Origin of the sequence: Tateyamaria sp. syn59 (assembly GCF_007995245.1) — a bacterium.
GTDB lineage: Bacteria > Pseudomonadota > Alphaproteobacteria > Rhodobacterales > Rhodobacteraceae > Tateyamaria.
The window spans coordinates 1-20,178 of the sequence record NZ_VCBA01000015.1 but is presented as its reverse complement, the minus strand read 5'-3'; the positions used below and the strand labels follow the sequence as shown (position 1 = coordinate 20,178).

The 20,178-nt window shown below is 57.6% G+C and carries 18 protein-coding genes; 8 read left to right on the top strand and 10 right to left on the bottom strand.

Annotated features, from left to right (window positions below):
* Positions 1-1,182, bottom strand: a complete 1,182-nt coding sequence (locus FD715_RS19475; protein WP_147113981.1) for an FIST signal transduction protein — start codon at positions 1,180-1,182, stop codon at positions 1-3.
* A 97-nt stretch (positions 1,183-1,279) separates the two neighbouring features.
* Complete coding sequence (locus tag FD715_RS19470) at positions 1,280-1,684, bottom strand: globin domain-containing protein (protein WP_189799560.1); 405 nt, start codon at positions 1,682-1,684, stop codon at positions 1,280-1,282.
* Between the two features lie 192 nt (positions 1,685-1,876).
* Between FD715_RS19470 and FD715_RS19465 the strand changes: the two genes are divergently transcribed.
* Complete coding sequence (locus FD715_RS19465) at positions 1,877-2,935, top strand: tetratricopeptide repeat protein (RefSeq protein WP_147113975.1); 1,059 nt, start codon at positions 1,877-1,879, stop codon at positions 2,933-2,935.
* Positions 2,936-3,467: 532 nt separating this feature from the next.
* Here FD715_RS19465 and FD715_RS19460 read toward each other — a convergent pair.
* Positions 3,468-3,833: a hypothetical protein gene (locus tag FD715_RS19460; protein WP_147113972.1), complete on the bottom strand. Its 366-nt coding sequence runs from the start codon at positions 3,831-3,833 to the stop codon at positions 3,468-3,470.
* 4 nt (positions 3,834-3,837) lie between these two features.
* On the opposite strand from FD715_RS19460, the gene FD715_RS19455 reads away from it, so the two are divergent.
* Positions 3,838-4,275 carry a putative quinol monooxygenase gene (locus FD715_RS19455; protein WP_223274988.1) on the top strand — a complete coding sequence of 146 codons (438 nt, stop codon included), beginning with the start codon at positions 3,838-3,840 and terminating at the stop codon, positions 4,273-4,275.
* Between the two features lie 258 nt (positions 4,276-4,533).
* On the opposite strand, the gene FD715_RS19450 is transcribed toward FD715_RS19455, so the two are convergent.
* Together FD715_RS19450 and FD715_RS19445 are read right to left on the bottom strand one after the other, a co-directional pair.
* A complete protein-coding gene (locus FD715_RS19450; protein WP_147113969.1) occupies positions 4,534-4,929 on the bottom strand; it encodes a nuclear transport factor 2 family protein in 396 nt (131 codons plus the stop codon).
* Between the two features lie 47 nt (positions 4,930-4,976).
* A complete protein-coding gene (locus FD715_RS19445; RefSeq protein ID WP_189799559.1) occupies positions 4,977-5,552 on the bottom strand; it encodes a redoxin domain-containing protein in 576 nt (191 codons plus the stop codon).
* A gap of 103 nt (positions 5,553-5,655) precedes the next feature.
* On the opposite strand from FD715_RS19445, the gene FD715_RS19440 reads away from it, so the two are divergent.
* From FD715_RS19440 to FD715_RS19425, 4 genes are all read left to right on the top strand, one after another.
* Positions 5,656-6,519 (top strand): LysR family transcriptional regulator, encoded by an 864-nt coding sequence (locus FD715_RS19440; protein WP_147113963.1) that lies wholly within the window; start codon positions 5,656-5,658, stop codon positions 6,517-6,519.
* Positions 6,520-7,264: 745 nt separating this feature from the next.
* Positions 7,265-10,447, top strand: a complete 3,183-nt coding sequence (locus FD715_RS19435; RefSeq protein ID WP_147113960.1) for a CHRD domain-containing protein — start codon at positions 7,265-7,267, stop codon at positions 10,445-10,447.
* A 63-nt stretch (positions 10,448-10,510) separates the two neighbouring features.
* The gene (locus FD715_RS19430; protein ID WP_147113957.1) at positions 10,511-12,259 is read left to right on the top strand and encodes a type I secretion system permease/ATPase; all 1,749 of its coding nucleotides are present in this window, start codon (positions 10,511-10,513) and stop codon (positions 12,257-12,259) included.
* The gene (locus tag FD715_RS19425; RefSeq protein ID WP_147113954.1) at positions 12,256-13,626 is read left to right on the top strand and encodes an HlyD family type I secretion periplasmic adaptor subunit; all 1,371 of its coding nucleotides are present in this window, start codon (positions 12,256-12,258) and stop codon (positions 13,624-13,626) included. The genes FD715_RS19430 and FD715_RS19425 overlap by 4 nt, the downstream gene beginning before the upstream one ends.
* Positions 13,627-13,638: 12 nt before the next feature.
* Here the strand turns inward: FD715_RS19425 and FD715_RS19420 are convergent, their stop codons facing one another.
* On the bottom strand, positions 13,639-14,559 hold the full coding sequence (locus tag FD715_RS19420) for a LysR family transcriptional regulator (protein WP_147113951.1): 921 nt from the start codon (positions 14,557-14,559) through the stop codon (positions 13,639-13,641).
* 376 nt (positions 14,560-14,935) lie between these two features.
* A complete protein-coding gene (locus FD715_RS19415) occupies positions 14,936-15,832 on the bottom strand; it encodes a LysR family transcriptional regulator (RefSeq protein WP_147113948.1) in 897 nt (298 codons plus the stop codon).
* Positions 15,833-15,924: 92 nt separating this feature from the next.
* On the opposite strand from FD715_RS19415, the gene FD715_RS19410 reads away from it, so the two are divergent.
* Positions 15,925-17,004: an L-dopachrome tautomerase-related protein gene (locus tag FD715_RS19410; protein ID WP_147113946.1), complete on the top strand. Its 1,080-nt coding sequence runs from the start codon at positions 15,925-15,927 to the stop codon at positions 17,002-17,004.
* A gap of 85 nt (positions 17,005-17,089) precedes the next feature.
* The gene (locus FD715_RS19405; protein ID WP_147113944.1) at positions 17,090-17,626 is read left to right on the top strand and encodes a peroxiredoxin-like family protein; all 537 of its coding nucleotides are present in this window, start codon (positions 17,090-17,092) and stop codon (positions 17,624-17,626) included.
* Between the two features lie 236 nt (positions 17,627-17,862).
* Here FD715_RS19405 and FD715_RS19400 read toward each other — a convergent pair whose 3' ends face one another.
* From FD715_RS19400 to FD715_RS19390, 3 genes are all read right to left on the bottom strand, one after another.
* Positions 17,863-18,249 (bottom strand): hypothetical protein, encoded by a 387-nt coding sequence (locus FD715_RS19400; protein WP_147113942.1) that lies wholly within the window; start codon positions 18,247-18,249, stop codon positions 17,863-17,865.
* A gap of 67 nt (positions 18,250-18,316) precedes the next feature.
* On the bottom strand, positions 18,317-19,396 hold the full coding sequence (locus FD715_RS19395; protein WP_147113939.1) for a calcium-binding protein: 1,080 nt from the start codon (positions 19,394-19,396) through the stop codon (positions 18,317-18,319).
* Between the two features lie 64 nt (positions 19,397-19,460).
* Positions 19,461-19,958 (bottom strand): hypothetical protein, encoded by a 498-nt coding sequence (locus tag FD715_RS19390; protein ID WP_147113936.1) that lies wholly within the window; start codon positions 19,956-19,958, stop codon positions 19,461-19,463.
* Positions 19,959-20,178 lie beyond the last annotated feature (220 nt).

Sequence of the window (20,178 nt, the reverse complement as noted above, 5' to 3'; positions counted from 1 at the left end):
TCAGTTGGGCAGTTTCGTGAACACTACGCATGATATCATCAGATTGCCATGCTTGTTGCCTACGCCGCGTACCTGACCTTGTTCGCCAAAGGTAAACGCCGACTGAAACGGAACGCCGGGCAGGGCCGCTCGCACCCCATCCAGGATGGTTGACACCCGGTCTTCGACGGCCATCAGACAGCCACCACAGTAGATCATATAGGCCCCAGCGACGTCCTGTGGAGCCACTGATCCGACGTTTACCGCTTGTGCTGCAACGCGACCTGCGCGTTCCGCCAACGCCTGTTCGTCACCGGTCATCTGGGTGAGGATCGTCCCATCGGGGATTTCGGCAAAAAGACCCAAAGACCCATCTGCGTGCAATTGGGCAGGGTGCAAGAGCAGGTAATTCCCAACACCGTCCTGCACGCCTAGCTCGACACCCAGCGGTGTCATTGTCGCCTCGGCCAGAATGTTGTGCTCTGATCCCAGCGCGTTGGGCAGCACGCTCTTGCCTGTCCAGGTGTGATAGACCTCTGCTGCGGGTTTGCCGTCAATCTCGATCAGCTTGCGCCCTTCGGACCGGGTGACCTGCCCCTGATTGGCGCTGGGCTCATAGCCGTTGTGATAGGCAAAATGCAGCTTGGTTGAGGGGAACAACACGCTGACCACAACGCCTTGCGCGTGGAAGGCAGCCCCATCTGAAACACGCCACTCGCCCGAAACAGTGTTGTCGGCCGCTGTGCCACCAAAAATCGGCACGTCCTGGCCAACGATGGACATGATCCCTTGCAGCACGGTCTCCTCGTAGCCTGGTGTTGCCGACACAAGAACCAGATCCGGCATCTCGCCGACCCTGTCTGCTGCCTCAAGGGCAGCGCTGGCCGCCTGCGCGCCTGCGTCAAAAGGGGATTGGCTGTCAAAGGAGGCAAGGGCTGTGCCGTAGTCACCCATCGCATCCCAGATGCAAAAGGCAGTCGCGGGGGCAGGGGCGTGGGAACCTTCTGTGACGCTGCCTTTGCAGGAGGTCGCTGCGTGCAAGCCCGTTGCCATTTCGGACGCCAGCGCCGAGATGTCAGCGGGGTTGATGTCACAAGCATAGTGCAGCGCCACCAGATCGGGCTTTGACCCATGTTCCGCATTTCGTTCCTTCAATCGCGCTGCCGCGCTGCCGTCTGACCACTCGATTGTCTCGATGTGCACGCTCTCTTCCTCAAATAGGCTCACTCCCGCGCGTCATACCACGGCAGGTGCACAAAGAGGGGTAGCATCGGCATAAGGAGGCTATACCGAAGTATAGTCAGTGCGGATAAGCCGCCTCGATCATTTGCTTAGAGAGTTCCGAATAGACCTCAATCCACGTGGCCTTGGCCTGTGTGGAAAACGTATCGCCCATCAACGTCTCGAAGGTCTGGATCAACGCTGAGCCGACGCTGTCATAGTCTTCGGCCTTAACACCATAGGCGACATGGCGGATCGCCAGATCCTTGGCCGCCGGTATCCAGGTGTCTTCGTCATCAAGGTGGTCTACGACAAAGCCCAATGTCTCCATCAGTTTTTCGCCCTGTGCAGCCAGATCATTGCGGAACAGGGGTTCGTTTTGCGGCGCAATCTGGAAAAGCGTGGAATAGAAAACGCGCGCGGTTTCTTCTGGCGAGGCGGCTGCCTGAGCCCAGGTGCTGCGAATGATGTCCACTTTGTCCACTTGAAGACCCTTGTTGCCGAGCCTGGTTGGTGTTGGCCTATTCTGCCTGCATGTCAACGCCGGATCGTACTGCCGCTCACCTTCTGAGGTGGGGTGACACATCTTTTTCGCGGGCAACTATACCGAAGAGCGCGCCCCTAAACCTCCGTTTTGCGCGAAGGTCGTAGGGACAGATTTGTTAGGGAGTTGACCATGCGAAAAACACTTGGACTTCTGCTCGTTTGCGCGCAGATCGGATCGGCAGCCTTGGCCGGCACAGGCGCGGAGCCGTCCCACAAGGAGCTTTACGCCGCTGTAATGCTGTCCGTTGGTGCTGCCCCAAAGGAGGCTTTTGCGGACCTGCGCGCCTTGTCTGACGCAGGCTATGCGCGTGCAACCGATCGGCTGGCCTACTTCCACTTGAAAGGCATCGGAACAGATGCCGATGCCGAAGCGGCAATAGCGCTCTACCAACAGGCAGTCGAGATGGGGCGCAATAAGTCGTTGGTTTCGCTGGGTAAAGCACATCTGTCGGTCGGCGCTTTTGCTGAGGCGCGCGAAACTTTCGAACGTGCTGCCGCCACAGGGTCAGATCGGGCCACCGCAACGCTTGCCTGGGCACATGCAACCGGGCAACTCGGCGCGCAGTCGCAGCGGCGTGATGGATGGGACACCCTCAACAGCCTTGCCAAGACCGATGCACGCCATGCTCAGCTTTTGCTGCTGGATGCGCTGCGGCGCGAGGTGCGGCAAAGCGGTGACGCGGATTGGCTGATAGAACAGCTGGTTAAACGTGCAGCGAACGATGACCCCAAAGCTGCCGAGGTGCTTTTGCAGTACTTCTGGCGGCATAAAAATCCTTCCGGAACACTTGAACTGCGCCAGCGGCTTTTGTCTGTTCCGGGGATTCGGGCAAAAGTCTTTAACGAAGAACAACTTCGCCTTGCCCACCTCACACAGGCCCCGCGCTTTTGGACTGTTTCTGAAGAGATGGTTGGCGGCTTGCCTTCAGATCAGTTTGCCGGAGCAATGGTCGTCACGTTCAAGCTGAACAAGAACGCATATGTCCGGATACTTCAGAAAGAACTGAGACATTTGGGCTATAGTGTCGGGCGCAAGAGCCCGTATATGAACGGTCCGCTGATCCGTGCAACGCGCGCATTCTGCAAGGATCGACGCATAGGTGGTGAATGCCGCTACGGGCCCTTGAAATCCACCACCGTGAAGGCTGTCAGCAGGGAATTGGCAAGAATTCGAATTCTGGGAGGATGACCTGTTGTTTAGTGAATTTCTTGTTCTTGCATGCCGACTGTTCCAGTCTGTCCTACCTCGAAACAGTTAAGTACCGCTTATCTAAGTTGCCCTTAACGCGTTTTCTCGGATTGTTAAGGGAGTTGATGTCCAATGAGCCTGTCCGTGGGAGGTTAAACAAAATCAACCGTTGCATTGGGGTGAACTAGATCGTTGGTGCCGATCCTAAGCGCAAATCAACCGCAATGCCCGATACATTCTACATGCCGGACAGCGCATTACGCCTTTATGTGCCGGGAGATGGATTTGTTCAGTTTGTGCGGTCTGCCGGAGTATGTCTGATCGGACATCGGCTCAGACTCTATTCTTCCGAAGACATAAGGCCTGATCACTGCAGGCTGTCCGGCGGCGACCTAAGCCAAACTGCAATCGCATCTGGAGAACTGCTTTTGCATATGCTCCAACGCTTGTTTTTCCGGATTCGCGTTAGTCTTTCCCGGAAGCCCAAGACTGCGGCGCAATTTGGATCGTTTTCCGATCAATCAAACAGGCATCAAAGCATATTTCTGCTAAATGAGCAGAAAGTGCAGCAATCTACAAATTGGTAGAGAGGGCGTCGGGCAACCTCTAGGTCGAGAAATCGCAGCAGCGCCCGTGCGGTTTCAAGCCAGTACTGGATGCTGTCGCGCACCGGGCCAGGCGCCAGCATTTCCCGCAACAGGTTCGTGTCTCCCCGTGCCCCTATCAAAGCAAAGAATTTTTTGAACGGTTCATTGGCTTTCAGTAAATTCCAGATTCGGTCGATTGACACGGCAGGATATGGGGCATGCAGCGTCGGTGTTTTGGCCCCAAGGTGGAAAGCTGGCTGGAAACATGCGACCGCTTCGAAAATGGACAGCCTTTTGGTTTTCGTATTCACATAGATGAAGACGATTACCCTTATGCCAGCTGCCAAAGGCCAAACCGAGAGCTTTGTTGAGTTTCTCGCAGGCGCTGCACCCGTCGTGAAAGAAACCGAACCGGGAACAAAGCTTTGGTTCGCGCTGCAAGACGGCGACACACCGGCCATCTTTGACATCTTTGTTGATGACGAGGCACGCAACGCACACTTTTCGGGCGCTGTCGCAGCGGCGCTGAACGAAAACGCTGATGCGCTGGTCGCAGGAGGCTGGGACGGAGGTGTTGTCGCCAACATCAACAACTCTAACGCGCTGTCGGCCAAGGCACCTGTTGATCTCTACACCGCAACAGCCGCCACTTACATCGCGATCGAGGCGAGACCCGGAAAAGCGGACGACTTGGCTGCCTTATTAGCCTCCCGCATGACTTGCTCAACCTGCACATCGCGCAGAAGCCCCTGAACACCTGCAATGGCAAATTGAGAGCTGCATTGGCGGACCTGGTTGTTCCCCGCCGCGTGATCGACGCACTGATCGGCGCAAGACGCTTTTGCAGGTTCAAATCTCTCCGCTACGACGATTCGTTTTCAACAGCTTCGAGCTTGGAGATTTAGTTGTGGCGGTGTCGTGAAGGCTCATATGCCAAGGGACTGCGATCCTTAACGGCAGGTCTGGTCCGGCGGGCATTGGCGACTTCGATCTTAGAGGAGTGTCTTTCAGCTATGACCGCACTGGTCTTGGCACGCGGATCGGGCAATCGATGAAGTACGCCCAGCCCCCATGGTCCATCCGTTTGGTAACCTCGGTGGATACACCACCACCCACGATGTTGCCGTCATGATCCTCAATGGTCCATTCTCCCTGAAGAATAGCTGTATCCCCATTGATCATCTCTCCGGTGACGGAGGGCTTTAGAATAAGCCGGCTTGCCACAAAATCTTGGAAGATCTCGCGCACGCCATCGTGCCCTTCCATTGGTGCGCCGTCAGGGTCCATCGCGACGCGGCAATCCGGGTGAAACATGGAAAGAACACCCTCCATATCTCCGTCTTTCACGAATTCGGCGACGCACGCCGCAATCTGGTGGGGATGCTCAGCTATCTTGCGTTGTGTCATGGTTTTGTCTCAATCAGGAATGCGTTGTTCTACACGGCGTACCAACCTCACGCGTTGGCCTTCATCCAAGCGTCAAACGCTTCATAGGCTGCAGGGTACTTCGCCTGCAGAAATGCGGGATCAACAGTCGGGCCATCAAATGTCACCGCATCGCTGCCATTGCGCGCCGCTGTGAAGGCCGCCCAGATAACCTCGGGTGTCGGACGTCCAAGCGCCCCAAATCCGTTGATCTCTTGCGGATCAATGGCCCACTGCACCAGCACCGCGCCTGTTCGATCCAAGATCACAACGCCGGGTTGGACCATGCCATTTGGGTATTCTCCGGGCATCTCCTTGGGCGAGACGGCGATGTCAAAGCGCTGTGCCAGCGTGTTTTGAACGTCCGACACAATCTTGTAATCCAAAGCCCAATCCTGAGCCGCCTGATCAACACCTTCCTGCGATTGAGAGGTCACGGCATAGAGCTCTCCTCCCAGTGCGCGCAGATCTTTCAGGAAGCGGCCGTTCAGTTCGCGTATCTGACCTTCGCAAAACGGGCACCATTTGCCGCGATAAAAGATCAGGGCCGTGTAAGGGCGCGATGCGATGTCTGCTTCGAACCATTCGCTGATATTCGTGTTCATGTGCCGTACTCCAAAGTGTGACGGCAGCAGTATAGGTCCGAGAATTGATGTACAAAAGAACACGTGGTATTCACTATATGTCGAAATTTTGTACATATGGCACATGCAGAACTGGGCAGAGATACGCACGGCCTTCCAAGTGGCGGAACTCAAAACAATCAGCGCCGCCGCAGAGGTCCTTGGGCTTCATCGTGCGACGGTGGTGCGTCACATTGATGTTTTGGAACAAGAGCTTGGCACCAAAGTGTTCCACCGTCACAGTCGCGGGTATGAGCCAACAGAGGTCGGTCAAGACTTGCTCAACGTCGCGCGCGCAACACAGGATCAATTCAACCAACTGGCCGCCCGAACGCGCAATACGTCTAGCGACCTGTCCGGCGACTTCATCGTGACGTCGCATGAACATGTCGCCGAGCTTCTCATGCCTACGCTGGCGCAATTTGGGTCTGAAAATCCAAACCTGCATGTGCAGTACGTCGCCAGCGCCGAGGTGCTAAAACTCGAGTATGGCGCGGCGCACATGGCTTTGAGAAGCGGGCCCAAACCATCAGAACCGGATAACGTCGTTCTGCCGTTTACAGACCTCAGGTTCGGGCTCTATGCACACCCAGAGTACTTAGAGGTGCACGGCCACCCCAGCCTTCCAGAGGACGTGAGTACGCACAGATTTGTTCGGTGGGACACGCCCAGCAGGACCATGCCATTTTCGGTCTGGTTTGATGAACACATACCTAGGAGCCAAGTTGTTTTGTCTTCGAGAGACCTCAGCGTTGTGGAAAAAGCGGTGTCCAACGCGTTAGGGATTGGCCTCGTGGCCGAATTGCCATCCTCTGCGCGATACGGGCTACAAACCGTGTTTCCAAGCCCTGCAGACTGGCAAATGCCGCTTTGGTTGGTCACGCACGTTGACCTCCATCGCTCCCGTAAAATCCAAGCATTCTTGCACACGCTGAAACAGACGGTCTGAGCGACTAGATGAAAAACGCGAGATCTTTTGATAAAGGTCCCAACCGTGTGTAGTGCACTGATCGTGTGGATTAAAACCTACTGGCGGGACTATATGTGCAGTCTTTCATGAAGGCGACTAGGCCATAGGTGCACGTCGCCAACCATCCGTTTGTCTTCGATCCATTTCTCAACCAAGGAACGTGTCCCTTTCGACGTCTCAGATTTAACAGGTTCATCCATTTTTCTCTGCAGAACGAATGCTTGTTCTTTGATCTGACCTCAAACCATCACATCAACCACCTTCATCTTCATCAGGTCACAGCCGCGGAGCTTGGTGTCGATACATAGCGAATGGTGGCTTCGACGGGCCGCATCAGCGCTTTGCCGGGGGCCAGCAACAGCAGTTGTGGGCAGGCTGGTTTAGCCGTTCCTGCTTTGACGTTTGATACACTGTTGAGGCGGCGGGCTGCCACCACCTGAAATTTGCGCCGACTCTGGCTCTTCCGGTAAACTTCGCGAACAGTTTCGTGAAAAGGCGTCAGAGAATAACTCTGGCATGTACAAAACCCCTTTTACATCCTTGTTATGAAAAGGAAAAGTTTCCGTGTCCCTCACAGGGTTCGTGACTATTTCCCAAGCATATACTGGCTATTCGGACCAAGAATTTCCAATACCTCCCCCGCATCCGCACTTGGTTGCACAGCGGAGAGGCCACAGTCTCGGTCTGATCTCCGCAGTAACCAAATCTCAAGCGGAGATCACCCATGCTTTCCGAACTACTTGCAAGCCTGCGCGCCAGATTGCTGACGACCTCGTCCCTGGCTCAGGAAACTGTCCGCGACGGACAGACACTGACCAACGGCTTTTTCCAAAGCACCATTGTCGATAACACGCCTGCCTTCGTTCTGAACAACGACCTTTCCCGGTTTCTGAACTTTGGCGAGGTCGAAACGAACGGCGCGCCTTCCGCAGTCTCGGTCGAGGCCGAGGACGTGTCGGTCTTTAACTTCCGCACAGGCAGCATTGAGGCCAATGGCGCAGACGCCACGGGCATCGAAGTGACCGACGGCTCCAGCGCCGACATTCGCAACTTTGGCAGCATCGCGGGCGAGCTGAATGGTGTTGAGTTTAGCGGGCCAAACAGCTCGGGCACGCTGGATAACTTCCGTGGCGGTGTGATTTCGTCAGACAGCCGCGCGGTCGAGATCGAAGGCGAAGGCATCAGCGTTCGTAACTTTGGCGACATTGTCGGCACTGACAACCAGCGCAACGGCACCATCTACACCAACGCGACAGCGGAAGATGTCAGCATCTTGAACTTCACAGGCGGGACGATTGACGCAGGCGACGGCAACGACGGCGCAGGCATTTCGTTCCAGGTCGGCGACGAAGCGGGCGACGTGGTGTCGAACACTGTATTCAACGGTTTTGGTGCCACTATTCAAGGGCGCGGCCAAGCTGCTGCAAACACCGGCGGTGCGGGCGACGGCATTCGCATCAACAATGGCGCAGAGGGCACTGTGTCGGACACGGACATTGTGAACTCGGGGCTTATCTCTTCCGAGAGCAATGTTGGGACCGCTGCAGGTATCCGTATCGCTGATGGTGCCGCTGCCGAAGGTCGTATTCTCAACACGTCCACCGGTGTGATCGAAGGGGTGCGCAATGGTCTGTATATCGGCGAGGCCGAACATGACCTTGATGTTCTGAACTTCGGGACGATCCAGTCGGACAGCCGTGCCTTTAACATCGATGGCACGGGCGTTAATCTGACCAACGCGGGCGACATCCTCGGCACCGGCGACCAGCGCAACGGCACTGTCTATGCCGATGGCACGGCGGATGATTTCAGCGTGCGCAACCTCGCAAGCGGCACAATCGATGCTGGGGAAGGCAACCAGGGCTCTGGCTTTGGTGCCGAGATTGGCGGTGCCGCCGATGGGGCGAACAGCTTCACCCTCGACAACGCCGGGACGATCCAGGGCCGCGGAAATGCAGCTGCGGGCACACCGCTGGCAGGCGACGGTGTCCGGATCGGCAATGTTGGCAATGTGGGTGTAACCGATGCCATCATCACCAACTCCGGCACCATCACGTCCGAAGGCGCCAACGGCACTGTTGCCGGTGTTCGTGTCGTGAACGGGATCGACTTTAAGGGTGAGTTGACCAACTCCGGAACGATCTCTGGTGTGCAGAACGGTGTCTACTTCGGCACGGGCGATCATACCGGTGGCTCGTTTGTGAACGGAGAAGGCGGCGTGGTCTCTTCCGGAAGCCGCGCGCTGAACATCGACGGCGAAGGACTGGACGTTGTGAACTCCGGCGCGATCCTTGGCACTGGCGATCAGCGGAACGGCACGGTTTATGCCGACGGGACCGCTGACAATTACACCTTTACCAACACGGGCACCGTTGACGCGGGGCTGGGCAACAATGGCTCTGCCGTGTCGCTGCAAACCGGCGACGTGGATGGTGATGTCGTATCGGCTGCCATTTTCAACGACGGTCTGTTCCAAGGCCGCGGGGATGCGGTGGAAGGCAACACTGTCGGCGATGGCCTGCGCCTGTTTAGCAATCAGGAAGACGCGAGTTTTGCCGGTCTGGTGCAGAACGAAGGCGTCATTGCCGGGTCCGAAGACAGCGACGCCGCTGCGGGTATCCGCATCGACGGTGGTCTGAACCTGCTCGGCGCGATCCTGAACGACGGTGAAATCACGGGCACGGTCAACGCCATTGATGCCCGCGATGCAGGCGACGTGACATTCGTCAATGACGATGAAGGTGTGGTAAATGGTAACGTGTTACTTGGTGCTGGAGACGACATCGTTGTGGACCTTGGTCAGATCAACGGTGTCGTCGACGGCGGCGCAGGCGATGACGTTCTGATTGCCGGTCAAGGCGACAACGTGATTGTCGGTGGTCTGGGCAACGACTTCATCGAAGGTGGTGAAGGCATCGACACCGCCGACTTCTCGGACCAGGATGTTGCGGTCACTGTCAACCTGGGCGCCAACGGCAATGGCACGGCGACCCGCGAAACCGGGTTCACGGTGTCCGTCGAGAATGTTGTGGTCGGGGCATCCTTGCAGCCCACCCAGAACATCAACGACGCTGCCGGATTTGTGTCGGAAGCCATTGCCGGGAACCTCTACTACAACATCCACACCTCGGACTTCCCCGGCGGCGAAATCCGCGGCCAGTTCGAAGTTGTCAGCGATGAGGGTGACGGGCACGGGCGTGTCATCGAACTGGTGGCAACACTCGACGCCAGCCAGGAACCTGGCCCGACATCCGACAGCGAGGCGACAGGCACGGCGACACTGACCATCTCGGTCGATGAAGCCACCGGTCAAGTCGTCTACTCCTCGGAGCTGACCGTGACGGGCCTGAACGAAGCGGACTTGCAGACCCCGGTTCCGGGTGTCGTGTCGGCCATCCACCTGCACAACGCACCTGCCGGGATCAACGGCCCCATTGCGCAGGACACGCTGGTGGATGCTGGTGCGACCATTGACGCAGATGCGCCCACGGGTGTGTCCGGTCTGGATGTCATCGACGAAGTGGTCGAGACGGACGTCCTCAGCTCGATCGAGAACGTGATCGGGTCGAACGATGGCGACATCATCATCGGGTCCAATGCTGACAACACCCTGTCGGGTGAAGACGGTGACGACCTGCTGAATGGTGGTCAGGGGGATGACCTCCTCTTCGGTGGCGAAGGCTCTGACACGTTCGCCTTCGAAGGGCTCTTCGGCAATGACACGGTGGGCGACTTTGAAGTGGGTGTGGACCGGTTGGATTTCTCCGACTTCGGCCCGGACTTCGCTGAGAGCCTTGTTGTGTCGCAAGACGGCGACGACGCCCTGCTGACCTTCTCCTCGGACGCTTCCGTGCGCCTCGAAGGGGTCAACAGCCGCGACTTCAGCGACGACGACTTCATCGCCTGATTGAAACAGACCGAGGTGGCGGCACATGTCGCCACCTCTTCACGCTGAAAAGAGATCACCCAAATGTTTCAGAAAAAATCCACCGTCAAATCCGCATGGGGCAAGCTGCGCAGCGGTTTTGTCGCCATCGGCTTCTTCAGCATGATCCTGAACCTGCTGATGTTGGCCGGCCCCCTCTACATGCTGCAAGTCTACGATCGCGTGCTGACCAGCCAGAATATGGACACCCTGATTGCCCTCAGCATCCTGCTGGGTGGCGTTTTCCTGGTTACCGGCCTTCTCGATCTGATCCGCATGCGGATCCTCAGCCGCCTTGGCGCGCGGTTTGAGCTGGAGATTGGCGCGCCGATCCTGCAGGCCTCGATCCGCCGCCGGGTCCAAGGCAAGGCCACCGGCGATACCCCCGCCGCCGATGTGAATGGGATGCGCGATTTCATTTCGGGGCCTACGCTGGTTGCGTTTTTCGATGCGCCGTGGATCCCGCTTTATCTTGGGGTGCTTTATGTCCTGCACCCCTATCTTGGGGCGCTGGGTCTGGCTGGTGCGCTGTTTTTGACCCTTATGGCCCTGATCAACAACGCGCGCTCCGCCGATGTGATGCAAGGCGCGGCCCAAGCGCGCGCCAGGTCCGACAGTTTGTTCACCTCCAGTGAGCAGAACGCAGAGCTTGTCCACGCGATGGGTATGACTGGTGATCTCGCCCGGCGTTGGACAGCTCTGCAACACAATGCGCATCACCTGAAATCGCGCGTGTCTGACAGGTTGGCCAGCTTTTCGGTGATGTCCAAGACGACCCGCATGACGCTGCAATCGGGCATGCTGGGGTTGGGTGCGGCTCTGGCCGTCAGTGGTCAAGCCACCGCCGGTGTGATGATTGCGGCGACCATCGTGCTGGCCCGTGCGCTTGCACCCATCGACCAGCTGATCGGTCAGTGGCGCACCTTCTTGGCCGCCCGTGGGTCGTACAAGACCCTGCGCGCCCTCTCTGAGGCCTACCCCGAACCGCCCAAGCGGTTGGCGCTGCCGCGTCCGCAAATTTCGCTGAACGCGACCATTCAGCAGGCAGGCCCGCCTCTCGCGCAAAACGCCACCATCGGCGGGATTGAGTTTTCCCTGTCTGCTGGCGACGTTTTGGCCGTGATCGGCCACAGTGGGTCCGGCAAGTCGACGCTGGCCAAGATGCTGGCGGGGATCTGGACACCGCAGCGTGGGGCCATTCGCCTAGACGGGACGCCCATGGCCAAATGGGATCCCGAAGAGTTGGGGCAGTTGGTGGGGTATCTGCCCCAAGATGTGCATCTGTTCGATGGGACCATCCGCGAGAACATCGCACGGTTTTCGACGTCGATCGATGACAGCAAGGTGCTCGCCGCTGCCGTCGCTGCCGATGTGCACGGTCTGATCAGCAGCTTGCCCGACGGCTATGCGACCGAGATCGGCAACGGGTTCCATTTGTCCGGCGGTCAACGCCAACGGATCGCACTGGCGCGCGCGCTCTATGATGATCCGTTTATTCTGGTGCTGGATGAGCCGAACTCTGACCTGGACGGGCAGGGCGAAGCGGCGCTGCGCAACGCCATTCGCGGCGCCAGTGCGCGGGGGGCCATCACCTTTGTGATGACGCATCGCCCCAGCACTTTGGAAGCAGTCAACAAGGTTCTGACCCTTAACAAAGGCACGCAAACGGGCTTCGGCGACAAGGAAGACATGCTGCGTCCGCGTCAGCAGGGGACACCCGTGGCCCAGACGGCTGCCGCACAACTTGCCGCCCGTCGCTCACAAGAACCCGCTGTGAAAGGAGCAGCACAATGACAAACGCACTCACCCCCGCTCGCACGACCGGCGTTCTGCGCCTTGAAGACTACAATCGCGTTCAACCCAAAGCCGCAGGCGCAGGTATCACCAGCTTTGTGATCTTTGGGCTTTTGGCCGTCACCGGTTTCCTTGGCGGTGCGGCTTATTGGGCAACCGCGTCGAAACTGGATGGTGCCGTTGTGGCCCAGGCGAGTTTTGTGGTCGAAGGCAACCGCAAGACGGTCGAGCATCTGGATGGCGGCATTGTCAGTAGCATTCTTGTCAGCAACGGCGACCTGGTCGAAGTGGGTCAGACCCTCTTAGAACTGGACAGCACCGATCTTGGCGTCGATCTGGACGTCATTGAAAGCCAGCTCAGCGACCTGTCGCTGCGCCGCGCGCGGCTGATGGCCCAATTGCAGGACGCTGATCGCTTTGATCAGGGGGCTGTTGCGCAGATGATGCGTGTGGAATTGGACCCCGCAACTTGGGCCAACGCGTATGCCACCCAAAAGCTGCTGTTCGATGCGGAACGCCGGTCGCGCGATGCCGAAGATGCACTGACAGCGCAACGCATCGCCAATCTCGAAGACCAAGTAAGCGGCCTGCAATCGCAACGCGCGTCCAACACCCGTCAGTTGGACATCACACGCCAGGAGCTGGGCAACCTGCAAACCCTGCTGGACAAAGGGCTTGTGGCGGCGGCGCGGGTGAATGCGCGCCGGGTCGAAGTCGAGCGCTTGATCGGCGTGGACGCGGCCCTGCTGACGCAGGAGGCTCAGGCTCGTAACCAGATCAGCGAGTTGCATCTGGCCAGCATCGGCGCACGCACCTTGCGGGATGAGGCTGCTTCGACCGAACTGGCGCAGATCGACGCCTCACTTGCCACGCTCGAGCCGCAGTTCATCGGGGCCTCGGAACGGCTAAAGCGGGTGGCGATCACGGCGCCCGTCAGTGGCCGCGTGGTCGAGATGACGGTGTTCACTGCAGGCGGCGTTGTCCGTCCGGGGGCACCCATTCTGGACATCGTGCCGATTGACCAACCGCTGGTGGTCGAGGCCCGAGTGAATACTGCCGACATCGAAAAGCTCTATGTCGGTCAGTCCACCCGCGTGCGTCTGTCTGCTTTTGATCAGGGCGACGTGCCCGAGGCCGAGGGCCGTATCATCGACATCTCTGCCGATAGCCTCGAAGACGAGCGCACCGGAGACTACTACTACACCGCGCGTGTCAAACTGGATGACGTCCAATCCCGAGAGGTGGCTGCACTGGAACTGGTGCCGGGCATGCCCGCTGATCTGTTCGTGAACACCGGCGAACGCACGGCCCTCAGCTACCTGACCCAGCCTCTGAGTGACCGGTTGGCCCGCACATTTATCGAGTAGGAGAACGCAGCGTCACGCCACAAATGTTGGCGTGACGCCTTTGGGTGGATTTTGCTGAATATAGGCCCCGATCTTGGCAAGCAGGGGTTTTCTGGGACAGTTCAATCGGGATGCTGCACCTAGATTGCGAAGGTTGCCGGGGCCTTCGAATGGGATGAAGGACAACGGCCAATTGTCCTGACGGAACTGTTCGGCTGCGAGGGCCGAGACAATAGTACAGTCGTCCGAATGGCAGATGTGCCGACAGATGGTTTCAAAACGCAGCGCAGATAAGTCGAATTTCTTTGCCCCGCGTGATGCCTGGTCAGGTGCTGGTAACCGCTCTTCAAGTTCGTATCCGAACGAATGTGGAAGACGAATGAAGTCATGTTCGGGCACGTCCTCAGGTTTGATGGCTGGCAGGGGCGCAAGCGGGTGGCCCTTGTTCACCGCCAAATACAAAGGTTCTTCCCAGATCGACGTGAATTCGAGCGTTGGATTGTGATTGAGTTTCGCCACCAAAGCCACGTCCAGGCTGTGATCCTCGACCTTCTTCAACATGTTCTGCGGAAGATCTTCGATCATGGTGACCCTCATGCTTGGAAAGAGGACGCCAAAGAGGTTTGAGAAGTAGTCCGTCAGATACGGGGCCAAAGTTGGGGTCAGGCCAATTTTGAATGGCACCGCTTCAGGGTCTCGAAATTCGGTTGCCGTGTCTCTGATCCGTTGAGCGCTGAGAAGCATCTCTTCGGCAATTCTTACAATGCGTTGACCGCCCGCCGTCGGTCTTACCTCGCCGGTCAGACGCAGGAACAGATCGGTGCCCAGCTCGTTTTCAAGTTTTTTGATTTGGTTTGAAAGGGCGGGCTGTGAGACATTGCAGTGTTCCGCTGCGGCGCTGAAGCTTCCACATTTCGCCACTGCGGCGACGTACTCTAAATCTCGTAAATTCATTACTATCCACAATGCCTGTGTGGTTTTTCTTTAAGGGGCCTTTTTTGCAATGAAAAGAACCCTCCACAGGCGCGACTAGAGTAGGCTTCGGTGACAACGTCCGAGCCGAAGTCTTGTTTTACGCCAAGAACGTACAATGCCGTCGGCAGCTCGAAGGTCCAATACACGTTCGCTTGATCTCGTTGTGGACGGCTGTCCATTCTGCAAGTGGCAAAAACAACCTTTGCGAAGCGAAAGCCTGTGACGTCCGCCGCCAAACAGCGATACACTGCTGGGCCAGTAGCAGGTGCATAGATCCGGTTCCTTCCGCATTGTTTGAATTCGAGGAAGCTGGAAGCTCGCGCCCGCACTCAAGTTCGAGGCGGATCTCACTACTTCAGACCGTGACTTCACGCGATCCAAAGCAAGTCGAGATGAACTGGCCAAAGACGTCGGTTTTCGAAGCAGATTTCGCCTCGGGGGGATAGACAAACCAGATGGGTGCGCTCGGCTTCCAAAGGGAGCCGGGCAAGACTTCGACAAGTTCGTGTCGCTCGAGTTCGTCCATCACCGCCAAACGCGACTTGATGGCCATGCCGACGCCCTGGCAGACGGCATCGGTCAACGTATCGGAGTTCGACACGAGCACGTTGGACCGCACAGTTGCGTCCTGACGCTTCCCCTTGGGATCTACGAAGGACATCCTGGTCTGCCAGGGAAGGCAGACCCAAGGAAAATCAAGTGCCTCCTGCCAGGTGTCTGGCGATCCGTGTTGAGACAGAAAACTGGGCGCGGCACAGATGATGCGATCGTTATCTGTCAGCTTACGGGCCAAAAGAGCGCTGTCCGAAAGCTCTCCGACCCGAATGGCGCAGTCTTGCCCTTCTGCGGAAAGTGAAACGAAACGGTCGACGGCCAAAAACTCCATGCGCAGTTCAGGATGCGCGCGCTGAAACGCTGGAAGGCGGGGCAGAATGAACCGGGACAGAATCCACGGTGACATCGTGGAGCGGATCACGCCGCTGAACCTGGCCGTTCCACTGCCGGCGTCGCGTTCGGCCTGGGCCAAATCCGCGAGGATCACTTCTGTCCGTTCGAGGAAAATTTGCCCCTCGTCTGTCAGCATCAACATGCGGCTGTTGCGGTGAAAGAGTGTCAGCTTCAACGCCGCTTCCAACTTGCTCAAACGATGGCTCGCGGTGGCTGGCGAGATGCTCATGCGCCTCGCTCCGGCGGTCACACCTTGAGCCCGGGCTATCGCAACGAAGGTCTTGAGATCGTCAATGGAGTACATTTGATTTTTTCGAATGCTGGTTTCCTATTTTGGCCTATTCATTTCATTTCTTCAATCGGCCTACTAGGCGTCGATAGTTTGGAGGAGATATCATGAAACGCCTGTTTGCCGCCGTCAGCATCATCGCCGTTCTAGCCGGACCAGCCTCAGCCCAAGGTCTGGAGACCTTCCTGGAGTTCCCCAAAGACACCCCGCCTGGAAATCTTGCCATCGGTCCTGACGGTCGCATGTTCATGTCTGTGCACGAGTTTTACGGCCCCGAGTTGCGCGTGGTAGAGGTGATGGCCGATGGCAGCACGAAGCCCTATCCCACGGAAGCCTGGGCCCGCGCGCCGCAAGGCGACGGTGATGGCCTTCGCGGGGTTCTGGGACTACGGGCCGATCGCGAGGGCATTCTCTGGATGCTCGACGGGCAGGGCGAAGGTCAGACCGGGCGCGTGGTCGGCTGGGACACTAAGGCCGAAAAACTTCATGCAATCTATTACATCGGGCAACCTGTCGCCCGCTCGACATCGTTTTTGAACGACCTGGCAATCGACCGCGAACACGGCGCGATCTATATCTCCGACACGGGCGACGGCGCCAACTCGGCCATCATCGTTATCGATATGGATACCGGGCAGGCGCGCCGTCTTCTTGAAGGCAGTGCTTTCACGGTACCGGAAGACACGCCAATGATCATCGACGGACGCGAAATCACGCTGGGTGGCAGCCCCGCAAAGATCGGGATCAACCCGATCACGATCGATCCGACCAATACATGGGTTTACTTTGCGCCAATGACCGCAAGTGCGATGTACCGTGTGCGGACCACCGATCTTCTGGACGCGAGCCTCAGCGACGATGCTCTTGCCGCCAAGGTCGAACGCTACGGCGACAAGGTGATTTCAGATGGATCCACCGTGGATGCAGAGGGCAACGTCTACATCACCGCGATGACCGACAATGCCATCGGGGTGACCAAACCCGATGGCACTTATGAGGTTCTTTTTCAGTCTGACGAAGACCTGCCTTGGCCGGACGGGTTCTCGATGGGCGTTGATGGCTTTGTCTATGCGACGGTCAACGAACTTCACCGTTCTCCGGTTTTGAATGGCGGTGTGGACGCGTCAAAAGGCACCTATCGCATCGTTCGGTTTCCGGCGCTCGGCACAGCCGTTAGCGGACGGTGACGTTGAAAGACTGACGTCTTACCGAGGGCCGGCGTTGTCACGTGCGTCGGCACTCACCGAAATGCTTCAAACATAGGAAAAGCTCATGCTCCTGCCTCGCCAAAAGACCCCAGGTCTCACCTTGCCAACCCTTGATCACGGAACGTTCGACCTTGCCGCCGAAACCGCCGAACGGGGTACTGTCATCTGTTTCTATCGCGGCCTTCATTGCCCGATCTGTGCAACCTACCTCGCGGAGTTCAAAAAGCGGGTCCCCGACTTTGCGGAGCGCGGTGTCAACACAATCGCAGTCAGCAGTGACGGAGAAGAGCGCACCCGTGCGATGTCCGACAAGATCGAAAACGACGGACTGCGCTTTGCCTATAATCTGACGCTCTCCAAAGCGCGCGAATGGGGGCTTTACATCTCGACGTCCCGTGGCAAGACCTCAATCGGGATTGAGGAGCCCGCGCTTTTTTCCGAGCCGGGCCTGTTCATGGTGACACCTGAGCAAACGCTCTATTACGGATCAGTGCAAACGATGCCGTTTGTGCGACCGCATTTTTCGGAACTGGTTAGCGCACTGGATTTTGCGATTGCCAACAACTATCCAGCCCGCGGCGAATATGTCGGCGCCGTTTGACAGTTGGATCGGTACTTCTCGACTTGGGTATGTGTTGCCGTCCTGAACTTTCCCGTTGCGGGTTGCGAGCGCATCCTCGTGGAGCAGTGGCAAACGGCAGGATTGGGCTGCCTTCGAAGGCGTTTGGCACCTGACTAAGGTCGATGCTGCGGATGCCCAAACTGCAGTACGGAGCCCAAAACAATCATTGTGCATCTTTTCTGCACGCGCTCGCAGTGCGAAAAACGCTGCGAGCGCTAGGTGATGGACGCTGTGTTTCGTTTGGAAAGCCAGTCGCTTGTGCTGGGCGCAGTAAACGCTTTGAGACTTAAGATCACGTCGCGAATGAAGGTGGCTTCCCCGGTCAAGGACATGCTGAAGCGGTAAATTCCAGAGGAAAACCGCAGCAAGCTCAACCGATCATCAACAGTCTTGCGAGGCTTTTGGCTTTGTGGGCCATTTAGTTTTTGCCAGTTAACTCCTTGAATCACATAGGCGGGCAGGGAGCCATCCCGCGCAAAAGCAAAGACCTGTTGATCGATTGGCTTCCTGAGCCTTCTTTCTAGGCTATCGATAGCTTTGGCAGGTTCAAAATGATCCAATGTCCGCCAAGCCAACCAATCGACGGGCGAAAGTGCTGCCACGCCTTGGGCGGCCTATATGGAACGGGTGATGCCACCGGAATACATTCAGCAGCATCACCGCACGCGTCTAGAATAGGAAGTCGTCAGATACGAAGCTATCTGCAGACGCGCCGGTGAACAAAACGCTGTCGCCGTTGTCGAGGTCCAGCACTGCGCCAGAACGCGTTTGGGTGAGCGCGTTTTCGACATCCGCAAAGCTGTTCAACGATGCGATGGCGCTCAGGTCGACAACGTCGTCGCTCCCAAATCCGCGGACAACGTCATCGCCATCGCCCGTCTCGAACACAAAAGTATCAGCACCGCGGCCACCGATCAGCAGGTCGTTGCCCCGCCCACCGTCGAGCACATCGTCGCCCGCGCCACCACGCAGTTCGTCGCGACCGCCGCCGCCGTTCAACTCGTCATCACCGCCTCCACCGCGCAACTCGTCGCGACCACCGCCGCCGTTGAGAACATCGTCGCCACCGCGACCAAACAGATCGTCACGGCCGCGACCGCCGTTGATCTCATCCGCACCGCGCGTGCCGGACAGAACATCACTCCCACCTGTGCCGTTGACAGCATTCACCGGTGCAGGGGCAGGATCGACCGGGTTCGGATCCACGGGATCTGGATCGACTGGGTCTGGGTCTACGGGATCGTTACTGATCGTGCCGTCGACGGTGATCACTTCGTTGAAACTTGGGTCAGCAAGTGTGACGGTGGCTGTAATTTCCGTGACGCCGGACACATCAGCTCCAGCATCACCTGGGACAAGGAAAAGCACCCCGTCGATCTCGAAAAACAGCGGTCTCTCCAGCTGGCCTCCGTCTGTTAGAACATCTAGGCTGCTGGGTCCCTGAGGTTCGATCACACTCAGTTCCGGCACCTGCTGGGCAACTTCCACTCCGTCGATGAACAGCGTCGCTTCCTCGGCAGGGCTGGAGGTGCTGGCGAAGCCGCCCAAAAACGTGCGGAGCGTCGCGCCGGCCAAAGCACCTGCGTCAGTTTCCTGGACGGGACCAGTTTGATCTGGGTTGAGCGGATCGATGGCAAGCAGTGTCACAGCGGTCAACTGAGTCCCTGCGGTGATGTTCGTACCGCCGAGGGTTTGAGCAGTTACATCTTCCACGCGGAAGATCGTGCGAGCTGAGGTTGAGGTGGGCATATGCGGCTCCGAGTTGCACAATGGATAGAGGTTCAGCTACCTGCATAGCGCGTGCCATTGGAACTCAACTTGTTTCACGAAAAACCCACGCAACGTGAGATACTTTGATCTCTGAAAGTCCAAACGTGGGATTTTCGTTAACAAATGTCGTCACTCTGATGCAGCGATTGGCCGAGATGTTTCGCGACAGGGGCAGACATAATTCGGTAAAGGCATAGCTGGTCTCCAATTCAAAAGCAGTTCGAACGAGGACTGTTGCCAATCTTTGGCGAGACTTACGCAGCACTACCCAATCTATGAGTGCCGTTTTGATTGAGGCCAAATCCACATTTCCGAACGACCAGTTCGAGAACGTGCGTAGCGTCATGAAAAGTGTCGTCCTGCGATTGCAAATATGCTGCTTCAGGAAACTCAAGAATGGACGCCGGTTGTGTCCGCGATCCATCAGTTCAACTATCCCGACAATTTGCAATCTCGGCGAACGGCGGCTCTGGTGGGCTGCACTGCCGCGTGCTGAAATCTTGGCGAACGGCAGGAGTGGGCCGTGACTGTAGCAGTTCACTCAGCACATCGACCCGTGCAAGCGCTCGCCGAGGGCAGGGGGCTGGTCCGATCCTCATGCCAAGCATAATGCGACTTGAGAGTGCGAGCCGCCACTTGATGGTTGCAGGCCTCGCGCCCAGTTCGTTGCGCAGATGGCGGTGGTGGGCGAGGATATTGTCTTTTGAAAGCGGGTTGGGGGCTCCGTTTTGGTCGGTCGTTATCGGCGAAATCATTTACAG

Coding starts and splice junctions, on each gene's coding strand:
- FD715_RS19450 (WP_147113969.1), bottom strand. CDS start 4,929: ATGACACAACGCAAGATAGCTGAGCATCCCCACCAGATTGCGGCGTGC.
- FD715_RS19410 (WP_147113946.1), top strand. CDS start 15,925: ATGAAACGCCTGTTTGCCGCCGTCAGCATCATCGCCGTTCTAGCCGGA.
- FD715_RS19435 (WP_147113960.1), top strand. CDS start 7,265: ATGCTTTCCGAACTACTTGCAAGCCTGCGCGCCAGATTGCTGACGACC.
- FD715_RS19445 (WP_189799559.1), bottom strand. CDS start 5,552: ATGAACACGAATATCAGCGAATGGTTCGAAGCAGACATCGCATCGCGC.
- FD715_RS19425 (WP_147113954.1), top strand. CDS start 12,256: ATGACAAACGCACTCACCCCCGCTCGCACGACCGGCGTTCTGCGCCTT.
- FD715_RS19415 (WP_147113948.1), bottom strand. CDS start 15,832: ATGTACTCCATTGACGATCTCAAGACCTTCGTTGCGATAGCCCGGGCT.
- FD715_RS19440 (WP_147113963.1), top strand. CDS start 5,656: ATGCAGAACTGGGCAGAGATACGCACGGCCTTCCAAGTGGCGGAACTC.
- FD715_RS19455 (WP_223274988.1), top strand. CDS start 3,838: ATGAAGACGATTACCCTTATGCCAGCTGCCAAAGGCCAAACCGAGAGC.
- FD715_RS19420 (WP_147113951.1), bottom strand. CDS start 14,559: ATGAATTTACGAGATTTAGAGTACGTCGCCGCAGTGGCGAAATGTGGA.
- FD715_RS19405 (WP_147113944.1), top strand. CDS start 17,090: ATGCTCCTGCCTCGCCAAAAGACCCCAGGTCTCACCTTGCCAACCCTT.
- FD715_RS19465 (WP_147113975.1), top strand. CDS start 1,877: ATGCGAAAAACACTTGGACTTCTGCTCGTTTGCGCGCAGATCGGATCG.
- FD715_RS19395 (WP_147113939.1), bottom strand. CDS start 19,396: ATGCCCACCTCAACCTCAGCTCGCACGATCTTCCGCGTGGAAGATGTA.
- FD715_RS19430 (WP_147113957.1), top strand. CDS start 10,511: ATGTTTCAGAAAAAATCCACCGTCAAATCCGCATGGGGCAAGCTGCGC.